Below are 14,064 nucleotides of genomic sequence, written 5' to 3'. Positions count from 1 at the left end.
ACAACCAGTAAAACTGCCGGTCATCCAACAATAAATCAATATTCTTGATCTCTGGGAAACTCTGATATAGGAAATGAAAGAGCTCACTTGCCTTCCATTTCAATTTGCGTGATAGGGAGTAAACAACTTTATACATAATAGATTTATTTCAATATCTTAACAGTAATTTGGTTTAACTGGTCAATCAAAATCCCTTTGTCCTTCAATTCATTAAAATTTCGAGCCAATCGAACTTCTTTATTTGTATTTTCTAATGCAAGCGCCAATTCATCCAGTCGTTCGATTTCCTGATGCACCAGTAGATAACAATCAAACTCCGAATTTAACAACCCGGTAGACTCTGGACGTATATGCTCATCCGTTTCAACCAACACGAGCACATATTTTTGCGCAGTTAACGACCTTCGTACCCTTCCTATTTTTGCATTTAATATCATGTTATTTCGTATTTTCGTTAGACATTCCAATTGTTACATCAAAACAAACACCTATTCAAATAGACATATTTTGTATTTATGTCGAAATCTATCGCTAAAAAAACGAGCAAATGCTCATCTATTTACTGGGGCCTGAAAACGTCTAAAATCAGCTTATTTTAACCCCTTTACACATATACTAATCAACCAGGCAAGCCGTGCTTCAAAGTCAGGAAACCGATCAAAAGCAATACTTCCTGCTCAAAACAACGGGATGTCGTCACTAACATCTCTGAGAGAAACAGCATATCCTTTTCTTCAAGAAACTGGATTTCCCCTTTGGCAATAGCGATCCCGATCATATCACGGATCAATTCAATTTCATCATCCAACATATAACGTGTCTTGGAGACCATTAATGCCGGATCGGATTTCATATCCTCAAAAGCCAAGTGAAAACGTTTCGTAATCAAATTGATCTGACGCAATTTAGCCCTTAGAAAGCCGACCAAATTATCCTCTAGAGAAGCTTCCCGGCTATAACTTTCTTTGGCAATTGTAAACACCTGCTGACATAAATATTCGGCTATTGCGTCAAAAACGTCCATCTTGCTCGTAAAATAGTAGTACAGTGTACTACGTCCCTTACCACAGGCTTTAGAAATATCCTGCATTGAAACCCGCGTAAAACCATAAGTTTCAAACACTTTCATCGACGAAAGAATAATTTCTTCCTTAATATTTTCCTGTTGCATTGTCATTACTAGACAAAAATACAAAAATGTCGAAAATTCAAATCATCATTCTGCTTTTGAACATATTTTATTATTTTTACTGTTATGATATCGGATACATTCCCAATTTTAACAACAGAACGTCTTCATTTACGTCAAATCCAAGATTCAGATGCTGCCGCTCTATTTTCTTATTTTTCAAAAGATGAGGTAACATTATATTTCGATTTACCAACATTCCAGCATATAGAGGAGGCTTATGAGCTTGTAAAAACCTGGCAGAAAAATTTTCTAGAAAAAGAGGCTATCCGTTGGGCAATTTGTTTAAAGGACAATCCGGATCAGCTCATTGGTTCTTGTGGTTTCCATAATTTTTCCAACGAGCATTTTCGTGCAGAGATCGGTTATGAACTTCATCCTGACTTCTGGCAACAGGGCATGATGACAGAAGCTATTTCCGCTATTATTTCATTTGGTTTCGACTGCTATAAACTCAATCGAATAGAGGCTTTTATTGACCCGGACAACTTAGCTTCCCGTAGGTTGCTGGAAAAAATGGATCTTGTTTCCGAAGGAATTCTCCATGACTATTTCTTTGAGAAGGGGCGTTTCGTAGATGGTGAAATATTTGCCTTGCTTAAAAAGAACTATAGCCAGCCTACTTCCTTTCGCCAGATTGTATAATCCATATCCTGCTGATCCAAAGTCGCCAGCTGGTCTAAATCATACACGGTATAAAGTTTCATCTGAGAAAGCTCAGGTAGATTCATCCGCAAACGTTGTTTATTGAGGTTCGCTTTGTCTTCGACCGGATAGATTCTACCATCAGCGGTCAGTTGTGTTCCAAAACGCTGTGGTTTGCTCTTAAAATAATGTATTCTATCGTATAAATAGGCTATATGAGCAGGGTCGATGTCTTCTTTTTCATTGATCATCAGTTGATAACAGTGTTGCATGAAACCGGGTTCTGAGATAGCATGTTGCACAATTAACCATGCCGCCTCACTGGCCTTTGCTCCTACTTTTGAAATACCGGGGTAACCTATCTCGGCAATTATCTCCCGTAATCGCTTCGCGTTATCACGGTGAACGGCCGCCATTGCGGGATGATAGCCCTTCTGAAGTTCCCCTTCTCGGCCAGTTCGTTCCGTAATAGGAGATCATCATCTGCTAATTGGACCAGTTCGTTCGCTAACTTTTTGTATAATATCATACCGATTGTCTCTTATATACTCACAACTAGATGTTATTGTTTGGTCAAATGCCAAGAAAAACCACATTTGACATGCGAGCACCTGGTTTATAGCAGCTTTATCATTTCAACCTGATTGATGCCATTGACCAATCCCTGTTTTTCCAAAAATAATTTCACCTCTTCCGCTTTCGCATCAACGTTGTTGAAACTTATTTTTTCCGCAGGAATTTCTTCTTTAAGCGTCTGAAAAAGCTGCGTTCCAATTCCTTTCCGCCGATATTCGGGTGCCACAGCGACTTGGTATATCCGTTTGTTTCCAGGATTAAAAAGAATATACCCCACAAGTTTGTCCTCGATATATGCTCCTAATGCACTAGGTTGCAAACGATCCATACTCTTTGCTGCGCTTTGCCAACTTGGTAAAATATCCCAAAACGATTGAAATTCCTGCCAGGAGAAATTAGACAGCGGTTGGATTCTCGCCACATGGCTCACCCTAGCTGGCTGAATGACACCACTGAAACATAGCAATTGTCTGTTGATCGAAAAACCACTTTTCTCATAGGCACGGATGGCCGCGCTGTTACTTTCTATTGCTTCCAAAACAACCTGCCTGACCTTGTTCTCATTAAAAACGGGATTAGATAATGATACATTTTCCCCACTAACCCATGCCCGCGGAATTCAGGCAGTACACCCGTTCCACCATTGTAGACCACAAGCTGACGATCTATTTCCCGCAGACCATGCATCATAAACGCGACAAGTTTGTTCTCCGCAAACGCAGCAACAGACCAAGTTAACTGAATATCTTCCATGCTGATTTTCTGTCGCAATTGTTCTATATCGAGTTGAAATGGAACAATATAATCCTTAAAAGCTCCATTAATAGTTTGCAGCAGCTGAGGAATATCGGATTGCGTTAATTGTCGTATTTTCATTGAGCTATCATTTGTTTATTACCAAAAGAACAAAACAGTTTGGCGTACAGACAGAATCCAGACAAAAGGACTGTTCTGAAAAAGGCGATTTCTTAGATTTATACCTGAGATTTAAGAACTGTCCCGATGTCCTTACAATATGCCTCCAGTGTCGCAATCAATTTAGCGACATGTATTCCATCACAGACAGCATGATGCACCTGAATTGCTATAGGCATTAAGATTTCATCGGCTTGTTGCTGATATTTTCCAATCGTAAAAGAAGGTGCAAAATAATCTGTAAAGTCGGCAATATGAAGGTTAAAGCTATCAAAATTAATCCAGGGAATTGCTGAAATATTAAAATGATTCTCTGGAGGCGTCTCCGGAAAAAAACGTAAATCGTCGGCATGTCTTTCGGCAACACGATTGTAATTGGCCATAAACGCTGCAAAATCCGCATCGTATACAGTCGATAGCGCCGAAAAAGTTTCCGCTTCCGGATGCAGCACAGTATATATCGGATTTACATAGTCCCATACAATGAGTTCCCCATCCTTCATAGCCATCTTAAAAGCCTCATGATTGTTTACGGCCCTTGTAATTAGGTAAATCATGACAGGATAAAATTTATAGCCATTTTCCTTTATAAAAGGAAGCAGGTTAGTGATATTAATTTTTGTCGTGAGGCTAAATCCGCATTTCATCTGGCTACGATAGACTGAAAAATGCTCCTTTCGGTTCCAATCCGCTAAATTTATCTTCTTATAATCTGATCCTATTTTTCCCATTTTATTCCACTAATTATTTATTTTATACCAATTGGTCCAATCCTAAAAATCACCAATTCCTATCGAGATCTTCTTTCCAGTCAAAAGGCAGTAATTCCTTTAACGATTTGAATACCCCATTTTTCACTTCCACGATTGCATCAAGATTAGTCTTGGCAAGCTGGCTTATCAATTCTCTACAACGCCCACAGGGGGACGGCATTTCCGCAGCATCCACCGCAACAAATGCCCTGACTTGAAATTCATGGTGTTTCAGCATTTCAGCAACAGCGCTATGCTCAGCGCAAAAGCCCATAGAGCAAGCCGTATCAATGCTGATTCCAGTATAAATATTGCCGGCCACTGTTTCTATAGCAGCTGCCACACCGGCATATTCAACAAAGTCATTTAATGTTTTTGTACCTGCAAGCCCGCTTGCGATTTCTTTTAATTTGTTTGTCATATCTTCCTCCGATCCGATTCTAGGTATGCGATAAGGTCGCCACTTTCATGTGCTCCTCTTCAAAAAACGACAATAACTCCCACGTAACAAATAATTGCAGATCGTCTTCTTTCCATATTCGCCATTCGATTAAATTCCAATCGTAACGTTTCGTTGTCCTGATAACCAATGTACAACCTATAGTTTTTATCCTTAATCAGTATGTTTTCCATGATCATTGGATCCTTTCCTTGTGCCATAGCAAAGCGATTTTTTCCTGGGTTTTTAAAAATAGATCTTTCCCCATATTATAATCATTTCCATCCTTCCAATCGAGCTGAGTTAATTTTTCCTTGAGCTCCTGATAGCTTTCCCGGATCGTTGGATGTGCGATTAGATAGTCGCGTAATGCGAGGTGTCTTGTCCAATCGGACGAACCTTTTACAAATGCATGCAAATGTGCAATACGAAGCTCATGATCATGCAAGATTGCGGGTATATCATCCCCTATTTTTACGACATCTGGAACACCGATGCTATAGATAGGTTCCTTCAATAATATAAAAATCGGCGTTCTGGCCAGTCCTGATTATATTTTTCATAGTAAACAATATTCGGTAGTTTCAATAAACCAGGTAACCAGTCTAGATCAGTTTCGTTCTCCACACCGATCTGTATATCAATAATTGGTTTCGCTGAAAGACCTTCTACCGCAGTACTGCCGATATGATCAATTTGAGGATTTAAGGGTTTCAACAGGAATTGTAGCTCTAGTTTAATGGACTCAAATTGTTTTTTCCATTTTGGATCATGGGGTTCAAAAGGTAATATCATTTAAATAATTGTTTAAAATTCAATACATAGTTTGTTTTATGCCGGCCCAATCTATCTCGATTTTCAAAATGGACAGTGGCTGCTCCAATAGATTGATTTTACGCCGTAATTACCAATAAGTTGAAGCTGGTAAAACAGTAAAACGTTGGAGGCAAAATTAAAGTTTTTCGATTTTCAGTAAGCATCCATTTTTTTGCATAATGTGTGCATATTATAAGATTTTACACGTTACAACTTCTTTTTAAAACGTAAGCTGCATCATCTCTGATATGGAACGTAGCGCCGGTTGTTGCCCTGTAGATGTTTCTCTACAGGAAAAACTTCATTCATCAAACAATACTTCTTAAACAAAAACTTCCATTTAATTTTGCGTCAGAAAAGCATTTACCATAATCGTTATCATATTACTGACACATTAAAAAATACATAGCTTTTACTTAAATATTGCTGGATAAGTGTACCGCTAAAAGCTTGTTATATAACATAAAATTACATTAAAATAAAGAAATCCATTACATAAAATATCGAATTACATGAATTTAAAGTCTTATCGTAATCTGAAAAATATACTAATGCTAACGTGCATTGTACTAACGGGCTCAAGCCTCTACTCTTGTAAAAAGAGTGGTGAAACTACAGATTTAACAGGAGAAACAGTCGTTAAGATCAATCTACAGGGTGTTGAAGCCTATACTGAGAACGATGGTAACACTGTAGGTCAAAAACAGGGATCTGCAAAAGCGTCCCTTGCGTCAAGCAGTATATCAGATGTTCAGGAAATGACCGTCCCTTTTGGTAACGGTTGCTCCATTGATGTTGTTTTGACTAACAGCTCAGCGGCGGCTGTAAAGAAAGGATTAGTTGCTGCATCGAGCCCGAAACTCGCCGCTGCAAGTGTAACAGAAAAACCACTGGACAAAGATATCAAGTATAAAGTTGTTGTTTATGACAACCAAGGTACCTATGTTACTGAAAAGACGTACAGCTATGGCGGTGAATCAACTGCAGCGGGTATCGTTCTTGACGCAGGGAAAACCTATACTTTCATTGCCTATTCCATTAACAGTACAAGCACAGTACCCAATATCAATAACCAAAACAAACTATCTTCGGCGAGTTTAGACAATATCAGCGGAGATTTAATGTTTTTTACAGGTAACTTAAAATTGAATGTGGGTGTAAACAACTTGAATGTTGTGTTAAAACACCGTTTTAGTCAGATAACCACGACCTTGACAATGGATCCGAACATGACAGGTGCAATCACCAAACTTGAAAATGCTGTCTTCAAACCAAGCCATTCTACAGCGAACTTCAAATTATCTAATGAAGCTCTTACTTACAATGGGCTGAACAATTCGGGTGTATTGGCACAATTTCCCAGTTTAGGTACTGGTTTACGTACAGTTGTTAGTGCTCCTTCCCTATTGATCCACCCAGGGACTAGCACGGGAACACTTAACTTAGAACGCTAACGATCGATGGTGAAACCAAATCGAATTTTAACATTCCAAATGTGAAGATCAATCCAGGGCAGAAATATGACCTTAAACTTAATTTCAAGACCTGTACACAGGACGTGACAAGTGATGGACTAAACTGGAGTTATCCCGAAACAACCTCTGGCGGCGTAAAAGGAATTAGAAAAGATGGTGTATTCTATGCGAATGGTAAAACAATTGAGCGCAGTTTTACCGCACCTGTGGCAGATTATGGTTTTGTATTTGATATTACTGAATTGGACAACGCTTTCAATATGGAAGTAAACGGTATCAAACTGGCAACACAGGAAATTCAGTTCCAGAATGCAGGTGCATCTTCAAGACAAAATATTCAATTTGCAGATGGAAGCAAATATGAGGGAACCGACGTTGAAACAAATAGAAGAGTTGGCAACATCTATGACTTGAGAGGTACAGCCACAAAACCGTTGATTAAACTTGTGATCAGCAGAACTGGCCAGGTGACCATGTTTGGTAGCAAGACTTCCGGTGGTGAGTTGTATCCGCTTGTATTGACGAATGGTAATACATTCAATACTTTCCCGTGGAATGGTACACAAAGTAATGCAGTGAAAGTTACCCAACTTGTTGATGGTAGAACCGTGATTAAAGGTGTGGGTGCCGGCAAGAAGAAAATACCTTGTAATTAATTACCAGGGTATACATGATAAACGTAGCTCGATAGTATATGCATGACTAACTAGCGATAACAACAATCGCACAGTCTATGTGTAATCCTATCTGAGATGGCAGCATAACAAAGCCAGCAAAAACATAAGTTGTTTTTGCTGGCTTTGTTATTTTTCTTTAAACCTCTTTCCCCAGGATCTTGGTCAGATGACTGACATCTGTCAATCCAAATTCTTCGGCAATTTCTTTTAAAATCATTCTTCCGGCGGCTATGCGTTGCCGAATAAGTCTATTCCGATATTGATGGATATAAGTCCTTATCGTCATACCAACATGACGTTTGAAATAGGTACCCAAATAATCAGCCGCAATATTGAAATGAGGGGCCATAACCTGGGATCTCAACAGATTTGGTGTATATATGTTTTTATGAATATAACAAAACATGGCCTGTAAATCGCGACTTCTAGGTCCATCCATTTGTAATTCGGGCATATTTCTTGCCAACAGCATTGAAATGCAGAGCAGCTGATGCCATATTAAATCCTGATTCGCAAAGATATCGTGTTTTAGGGACGCAATTACATTAAACAACAGACGAACAGTTTGTAGATCAGCCGCAAGAAGTGGGAATCCATGTTGATGAGTTTCCCTGCTTTTTATTAAATACTCCAATTGACGGGTTAAATTACCCGATTCGGCTGTGGTCCGATAGATGTAGGCATCGGTAAATTTTAAATAAATAAAATGCGTCTCCTTTCTAATATCAAAATAGTGATACTCTTCTGGTCCGATAAAAAAACGGCATCACTTTGATAAGGTACTGCGTAGCCATTGATCACATGGCTTCCTCCCCGCTTAAAATAAAGATAAGTTCGTAGTGATTGTGATTATGCTCCGGATGTGTCCAAGCACTGGATTTAAATTCCGAGATCAGGATAGGTTCAAATTGTCGATAGCGTTCCATTCCAGAAATTTACAAAATTATAGCCGATTTTTACCGCTCTTGGATTCAAAGCAACACTAATTTTGTTAAAAAGCAATTCATATGGAAACTATAAAAAATACAGCATTGATTGTGGGTGCAAATGGAGTAATCAGCACAAATCTTATTGAACATCTTAGCAGTCTTGGTAACTGGGATATTATCGGACTGTCCCGTCGTGGCGGAACCGATCATGACCATGTTCGTTATGTTGCTGTAGATTTACTGGATTTAACAGACACAGTTAACAAACTAAGTGCATTAACCAATGTAACGCATATCTTTTATGCTGCCTATCAGGACAAAGATAGCTGGGCAGCATTGGTCGAGCCTAATTTGAGGATGTTGGTCAATGTAATAACGGCGATTGAGCCAGTAGCCAAATCCCTGCAACATGTTAGTCTTATGCAAGGTTATAAGGTTTATGGCGCCCACCTCGGCCCATTTAAAACACCAGCCAAAGAATCTGACGCTGGTCATATGCCACCTGAATTTAATACCAGCCAGCTACAATACCTTCAACAGCAACAAATTGGCAAGCAGTGGACCTGGTCCGCTATCCGGCCATCGGTTGTGGGCGGAACGACCCCGGAAACCCGATGAACCTTGCACTGCTGATAGCTGTATATGCCACTATTTCCAAAAATTAAATATACCGCTTCGTTTTCCGGGCAAGATTGGCGCATACGACACCTTACTCGAGATGACAGACGCTACTTTATTGGCAAAGGCAACGGTGTGGGCAGCAACAGAACCTCAAGCGGCCAATCAGGCTTTTAATATTAACAATGGCGATTTATTTCGCTGGAAAGATCTCTGGCCCAAAATTGCAAAATACTTTAATATGGAAGTCGACACGCCCCTACCCCTAAACCTGCAAACGATGATGTCCGATAAAGAAAATATATGGGCAGACATACAGCAACAACAGGGATTGAATTATAATTATCAGGAAGTATCTGCATGGGCATTCGGCGACTTTGTCTTCTCCTGGGATTACGACTTTTTTGCAGACGGTAGCAAAGCACGAAGATTCGGTTTCCATGAGTACATAGATACCGAGCAGATGTTTTTTCGCTTATTCGATGAGATGCGGAACAAACAGATCATTCCTAAAGATAAACCTGTTTCATGGTAGCAATAAAGGCAGCCATGAAACAGGAAATGAAGTCTAGTATTTCAAGCTGCCAGATGTCCGAAAGATTAAAATGAAAAATTAATTTGTCTGGTTACAGACAACTGTAGATTTACATTCGTGACTGTATAGTCCTTTTTGTCTCAAAAAGTTCATTTTATTATTGATCATCATTCCATAGGTGAAAGACCAATCATTCTTGGTATAACTGGCCACTGTCCTGGCCAGTACAGTTGGGTATACTTTAAAACGAAAGTTCCGGAAATTTTCGACATCGTTTCCAATGTTAAAACCAATCGTTGTATATGCAGTGATGAGCCAATGCTGCCCCAGAACCCAGGAATGCGCATACCCTCCTTGTGCTCCGACTTGAAGATTGTCGAGATTTTGCACAAAATTACCATCAAAGCCTTCAAAATCCGTAGTTGATGCCAATACACATTGGCTCCTAACAGGAAGCTTCCTGCACTCTGAAGCTGTCGCTCGCTTCGTTCAAAGGCTGCTTTTAATGAAAATCGTGTATGGTTGAACACATAAGTCTGCTCGAGTCCCATCTGACTGATTTTCATCGCCGGAAAAAGCTGAGTATCTTTTCCATCCATGGCAAAGAATCCTTTATAACGCTGAAAATAGATATCTGTTACAAATTTTCGACCATAGCGATGCACCTGAAAGTCTGTCGAACTCGTTTTACCGTATGTCTTGTCTTTTAATGAAACAATCTTTGTGCCCACAAGAAAATTAATCATTGTATTCCGAATCCCCAATCCCACTCCGATTTTCAAAGGGTTATTCGGTTCAAAAGTTTTGTCTTCAGTGGTCATATTGACCGCACTTGTAGAGAGATAACTCGTTATCCAGGATGCATTGGGATAGGTATAAATAAATGTTGTGTCTATTTCCTGTCCCTTTGTGTAAAGGCAGCATAAACATAGGATAAAGAGCAGCAATAAATTCCTCCGCATCAGTAATGGGCATAAAGTTTTCAATAGTACAATCTGTATGAATCTATCCCGTGAATATACAGCTTATCGCGTAAAAACAATGAGCTCCTGAGTAGGTCTCATCCCCGTCTTTATTTCCAACAAAGAAATCCCATGAAACTAGAAAACAAAACAAACTAAAAATCAGTTAGATAAATAATTTAAAATATTTATTTTTAAATTATTGCAACCTAAATTTCACTTATGGGTCTTATTTGTCCGTGAACACAGAAACAGCTATACAACGTCAAGCAGACCGGGAACTCGTCTCTCAGATCCTCCAACGGGATCCGCATGCTTTCCGCAAGCTTATCGTTGATCATGAGAAGCTCGTCGCGCATTTGGTTTACAAAATGATCCCAATCGCTGCAGATCGTAGGGACATTATACAGGATGTCTATATTAAAGTTCACAATAATCTAAGAAAATTTCGTTTTCAGAGCAAATTATCGACCTGGATCGGACAGATTACCTATAATACCTGTTTGCATTATCTGCAGAAAAAACGTCCTATCCTCATGGAAAGTTTTTTTGAAAATGCTGATTCGTCTTATACAGATTATAAAATGGTACAAGCAGCCAGCAACGAAACAGAAAATAGGCTTTTTGCGCGCGAACTCAGCCAGACAATAGCACAGGCTGTGGCACAGCTCTCCGCATTATATCAGACACTGATCGGGTTACATTACCAACAGGAACTGAGTCTACAGGAGATTTCTGAAATCACTCAATTACCGGAGGGTACGATAAAGTCTTATTTGTTTCGTGCACGCAGACAATTAAAAGATATTCTACTCAAATCACAAAAAGAGAGGAACTATGAACAGTACACATTTAACAGAAGAACAGTTGCAGGCACTTGCTGATTCCACTGACGATACAACAAGATTAGAAATGGATCATATTTCCACCTGTGCAGCATGCAGAATCAAATTTGAAAACTATCAGTTGATCAACTCCACTATCCAGAAATTACCCATGGCAAGCTTTGATCCTGATCTACCCGATTATATTGTCGGTATGCTAATTCCCCAAAGGGCCCCAATTCATTGGGCAGTCCTTCTTGCGGCAAGCTTAGGAGGGTTATTGGTTACAGTTGCTGCTGTTATCTACGGAAACAATTTATCGCGTTATTTATTCAGCTTCCCAATATTTTACGTTATTTCTTTGCCCTCCTACCGCTTTCTTTAATCAGCGTACAGACCGTACTATCCCTCATCCGATATCGCCAAAAAATGAACACCATCATAAAAAAACAGATTCTTTGCAACCTAAGTTGGATTGGTAGGTCTGATATACTATAAAATCAATTGTATGAAACGCATTTTGAACTTAACATTGATACTGCTTACAGTCAACACTATGCCGACAATAGCTGCACAACAAGCTGCTTCAGTAATGGCAGATAAAGAAGTTGTTTTTTCTCGCTCAACGCGATTGCTGTTTTGCTGTCCATCTGGATCGCTTCCTCTTTTTGCTCAAGCTTGTCAAGCTATTCCTAAACGATCGTCTGCGTAGAACCCTGATTGAAAGGAATGCACCTTTGGAGATCGTTACTGAGATCCTTCCGAAAGAAAATAATCTTGTAGAACAAGCCTTAAGCTGGTGCTGTGTTTTATTAGCTGGCTCTGTTGGACTTACGTTATGTTATTTTACACAACCTCTCGGCTTTCACTCAGCTATTATCTTGAGTATAAGCTTAGCATTCGGTTTGCTCGTCTATTATTTCATCCGAAAAAATAAAAATCAATCATGAAAACAAATTACACCCTTATCGCAATAGCTATGCTATGTATTGGCTTATTTGCATCCGGCAAACAGCTATTCGACCAATTCGCTCCCAATCAGTCTAGAACTGCCGTTGTTTATGATGAGATCGGTCCACTCTGTACCTTAACGGCAAGCTTTCCAAAGGCAAAATCGGCGTCAATTGGCCAATACATTAAAAGCTGGAGTAAAAAAGCAGGTAAATCTTTGGTTTTGTCGGGAGATACGGCGATAGTATCATCCGTTAATGGTCCCCGTTACAAGCTCTATATGGATGAGACCAATCTGAAAGTCATCGCAAATCGCAATCAGTTTGACCGGACTGCATATGCCCTCATGAAAGACGACTATAAATTGCTTACAGATTTTATTACAAAGGGAAGCGAGCTGCGCAACTAAAGCATAAAACAGATGAAAATAACAACACAGCTTCTCGCCCTTAGTTTGAGTTTTGCTGTGTTTATGCTCGCCAAAACTCAAGGCCAACAAAATCTGCCTGTGATTCAGGCCAGCAAGCCCATGGTTAGTATCCGTGATGGAAAGCTATTAGCTAAGGATGTATGGAAATTGAGCCCAACAACGGCACCTGATATTTACTATACACAGGTGCCGAGAGCAGCACGTAAGATCACATTTATTACGAATAAGGATTCCATTTCTTTTACGACTACGTATGGTAAAACCTATGATTTTATCATATTACTGAATGGACGAGATCGTATGCTGACGCGCATATCGGCCAATTATGAGCAACTATTAAATCCTACCGTACAATCTAAGCCAGCGATACAATCCTCGGATACCATTCCCTTTTTTATGAAAAATAGTCGTCTTTATTTTAAGGGAAGCCTCAATGGCTATAAAAACTTGACAATCATGTTTGATCTGGGAGCGGGTATCACCTGCCTCAGTGAGCAATCTCGGGCAAAAGCGGCTGTCAAATTTGATGGTCACATCAGTGTCCAGAATACGGATGGAACAAACAATGAGCCCAGTGCTAGTATCAATAGTTTGGAAATTGGTGGATTGCACTGGGATAAAGTTCCATTGGTACAAATTCGAAATCTAGCGGAGGGTGAAGATATGATCATCGGAAATTCACTGTTCCGGGACAAGATTATCGAAGTTGATTACGAGAAAAAGATTATGATCCTAAGTGATCAGATAAACAAAGACCTACAGGGCTATCAAGTTCACGATGTTGACTATTTCCAACATCGCCCCCGATTTGAAGTCAATATCAAAGTCGGAGAACAGGATTACCCCTTCCATTTTCTATTTGATACTGGTCGGGATGGCAGTATGCTTATTGGGGACGATTTTACAAATCGCTATGGTCTTTGGAACAAATATCATTCGCTATTTTCTTTTGGCGGAAAAAAGATCATTGTCATTCCGGAGCTCAAAATCGGGGACCAAGTATTTAAAAACATTGTAACCAATGCCAATAATCCCGATTATCCGAATGCCAAGCAAAGCTTATTGGGCAATAAAATATTGAATCAATTTAATTTTATCCTAGATAATCGCAACGGAAAAATATATCTGAAAGCAAACAAATACCAAAATGACAACTACAGCGCATACAATAAGTTTAAACTGGTAAGGATGTTAATTGTCATTTTGATCATCGGACTGCTGCTCTTTATAGGCTATCGTATCCGAAAGTCATATCTTCGAAAACAATCCTCATTATAATCTCAATGTTCAGGCAGCCTACATTTCAGGGAACCTATCTCCTACCAGATTAA

General features: G+C 39.5%; 20 protein-coding genes. 9 read left to right on the top strand and 11 right to left on the bottom strand.

Annotated elements, in window-relative coordinates:
- Positions 1 to 143: 143 nt before the first annotated feature.
- Together KUH03_RS37190 and KUH03_RS37185 are read right to left on the bottom strand one after the other, a co-directional pair.
- Positions 144 to 437 carry a hypothetical protein gene (locus tag KUH03_RS37190; RefSeq protein ID WP_257089707.1) on the bottom strand — a complete coding sequence of 98 codons (294 nt, stop codon included), beginning with the start codon at positions 435 to 437 and terminating at the stop codon, positions 144 to 146.
- Between the two features lie 182 nt (positions 438 to 619).
- Complete coding sequence (locus KUH03_RS37185; protein WP_257089705.1) at positions 620 to 1,171, bottom strand: TetR/AcrR family transcriptional regulator; 552 nt, start codon at positions 1,169 to 1,171, stop codon at positions 620 to 622.
- An 84-nt stretch (positions 1,172 to 1,255) separates the two neighbouring features.
- Here KUH03_RS37185 and KUH03_RS37180 point away from each other — a divergent pair, with 84 nt between their 5' ends.
- Positions 1,256 to 1,834, top strand: a complete 579-nt coding sequence (locus KUH03_RS37180; RefSeq protein WP_257089703.1) for a GNAT family N-acetyltransferase — start codon at positions 1,256 to 1,258, stop codon at positions 1,832 to 1,834.
- On the opposite strand, the gene KUH03_RS37175 is transcribed toward KUH03_RS37180, so the two are convergent.
- The 7 genes from KUH03_RS37175 to KUH03_RS37145 all read right to left on the bottom strand — a co-directional run bounded on the left by KUH03_RS37175 (position 1,798) and on the right by KUH03_RS37145 (position 5,311).
- Entirely contained in the window at positions 1,798 to 2,250 is a 453-nt protein-coding gene (locus KUH03_RS37175) for a DUF6624 domain-containing protein (RefSeq protein WP_257089701.1), read from the bottom strand. The two genes, KUH03_RS37180 and KUH03_RS37175, sit on opposite strands and share 37 nt — an antisense overlap.
- Before the next feature lie 200 nt (positions 2,251 to 2,450).
- Entirely contained in the window at positions 2,451 to 2,948 is a 498-nt protein-coding gene (locus tag KUH03_RS37170) for a GNAT family N-acetyltransferase (protein WP_257089699.1), read from the bottom strand.
- Positions 2,936 to 3,286, bottom strand: coding sequence for a GNAT family N-acetyltransferase (locus KUH03_RS37165; RefSeq protein ID WP_257089697.1), 351 nt, complete (start codon positions 3,284 to 3,286; stop codon positions 2,936 to 2,938). Before KUH03_RS37165 ends, KUH03_RS37170 begins: the two co-directional genes overlap by 13 nt.
- Positions 3,287 to 3,384: 98 nt before the next feature.
- On the bottom strand, positions 3,385 to 4,056 hold the full coding sequence (catA, locus tag KUH03_RS37160; protein WP_257089695.1) for a type A chloramphenicol O-acetyltransferase: 672 nt from the start codon (positions 4,054 to 4,056) through the stop codon (positions 3,385 to 3,387).
- Positions 4,057 to 4,105: 49 nt separating this feature from the next.
- Positions 4,106 to 4,498, bottom strand: a complete 393-nt coding sequence (locus tag KUH03_RS37155) for a cytidine deaminase (RefSeq protein ID WP_257089693.1) — start codon at positions 4,496 to 4,498, stop codon at positions 4,106 to 4,108.
- Positions 4,499 to 4,712: 214 nt separating this feature from the next.
- The gene (locus tag KUH03_RS37150) at positions 4,713 to 5,033 is read right to left on the bottom strand and encodes a GrpB family protein (protein WP_257089691.1); all 321 of its coding nucleotides are present in this window, start codon (positions 5,031 to 5,033) and stop codon (positions 4,713 to 4,715) included.
- Entirely contained in the window at positions 5,030 to 5,311 is a 282-nt protein-coding gene (locus KUH03_RS37145; protein WP_257089689.1) for a GrpB family protein, read from the bottom strand. The genes KUH03_RS37150 and KUH03_RS37145 overlap by 4 nt, the downstream gene beginning before the upstream one ends.
- 572 nt (positions 5,312 to 5,883) lie before the next feature.
- Between KUH03_RS37145 and KUH03_RS37140 the strand changes: the two genes are divergently transcribed.
- A complete protein-coding gene (locus tag KUH03_RS37140) occupies positions 5,884 to 6,786 on the top strand; it encodes a hypothetical protein (RefSeq protein ID WP_257089687.1) in 903 nt (300 codons plus the stop codon).
- A gap of 41 nt (positions 6,787 to 6,827) precedes the next feature.
- A complete protein-coding gene (locus KUH03_RS37135) occupies positions 6,828 to 7,463 on the top strand; it encodes a hypothetical protein (RefSeq protein WP_257089684.1) in 636 nt (211 codons plus the stop codon).
- Positions 7,464 to 7,620: 157 nt separating this feature from the next.
- Here KUH03_RS37135 and KUH03_RS37130 read toward each other — a convergent pair whose 3' ends face one another.
- Positions 7,621 to 8,118, bottom strand: a complete 498-nt coding sequence (locus tag KUH03_RS37130) for an AraC family transcriptional regulator (protein ID WP_257089682.1) — start codon at positions 8,116 to 8,118, stop codon at positions 7,621 to 7,623.
- A 373-nt stretch (positions 8,119 to 8,491) separates the two neighbouring features.
- Here KUH03_RS37130 and KUH03_RS37125 point away from each other — a divergent pair, with 373 nt between their 5' ends.
- Positions 8,492 to 9,031, top strand: a complete 540-nt coding sequence (locus KUH03_RS37125) for an NAD-dependent epimerase/dehydratase family protein (protein ID WP_257089680.1) — start codon at positions 8,492 to 8,494, stop codon at positions 9,029 to 9,031.
- Positions 9,032 to 9,131: 100 nt separating this feature from the next.
- On the top strand, positions 9,132 to 9,566 hold the full coding sequence (locus KUH03_RS37120; protein ID WP_257089678.1) for a hypothetical protein: 435 nt from the start codon (positions 9,132 to 9,134) through the stop codon (positions 9,564 to 9,566).
- Between the two features lie 167 nt (positions 9,567 to 9,733).
- Here the strand turns inward: KUH03_RS37120 and KUH03_RS37115 are convergent, their stop codons facing one another.
- Positions 9,734 to 10,552: a DUF4421 domain-containing protein gene (locus KUH03_RS37115; protein WP_257089676.1), complete on the bottom strand. Its 819-nt coding sequence runs from the start codon at positions 10,550 to 10,552 to the stop codon at positions 9,734 to 9,736.
- 215 nt (positions 10,553 to 10,767) lie between these two features.
- On the opposite strand from KUH03_RS37115, the gene KUH03_RS37110 reads away from it, so the two are divergent.
- The 4 genes from KUH03_RS37110 to KUH03_RS37095 all read left to right on the top strand — a co-directional run bounded on the left by KUH03_RS37110 (position 10,768) and on the right by KUH03_RS37095 (position 14,011).
- Positions 10,768 to 11,412, top strand: coding sequence for an RNA polymerase sigma factor (locus KUH03_RS37110; RefSeq protein WP_257089674.1), 645 nt, complete (start codon positions 10,768 to 10,770; stop codon positions 11,410 to 11,412).
- Entirely contained in the window at positions 11,366 to 11,737 is a 372-nt protein-coding gene (locus KUH03_RS37105) for a hypothetical protein (protein WP_257089672.1), read from the top strand. Before KUH03_RS37110 ends, KUH03_RS37105 begins: the two co-directional genes overlap by 47 nt.
- 561 nt (positions 11,738 to 12,298) lie before the next feature.
- A complete protein-coding gene (locus KUH03_RS37100; RefSeq protein ID WP_257089670.1) occupies positions 12,299 to 12,712 on the top strand; it encodes a hypothetical protein in 414 nt (137 codons plus the stop codon).
- A 12-nt stretch (positions 12,713 to 12,724) separates the two neighbouring features.
- Positions 12,725 to 14,011 (top strand): retroviral-like aspartic protease family protein, encoded by a 1,287-nt coding sequence (locus KUH03_RS37095; RefSeq protein ID WP_257089668.1) that lies wholly within the window; start codon positions 12,725 to 12,727, stop codon positions 14,009 to 14,011.
- Positions 14,012 to 14,064 lie beyond the last annotated feature (53 nt).

Origin of the sequence: Sphingobacterium sp. E70, from assembly GCF_019285695.1 — a bacterium.
GTDB classification, from domain to species: Bacteria; Bacteroidota; Bacteroidia; order Sphingobacteriales; family Sphingobacteriaceae; genus Sphingobacterium; species Sphingobacterium detergens.
Note: the sequence above shows the minus strand (reverse complement) of the source record. Positions and strands in the feature narration are given on the sequence as shown.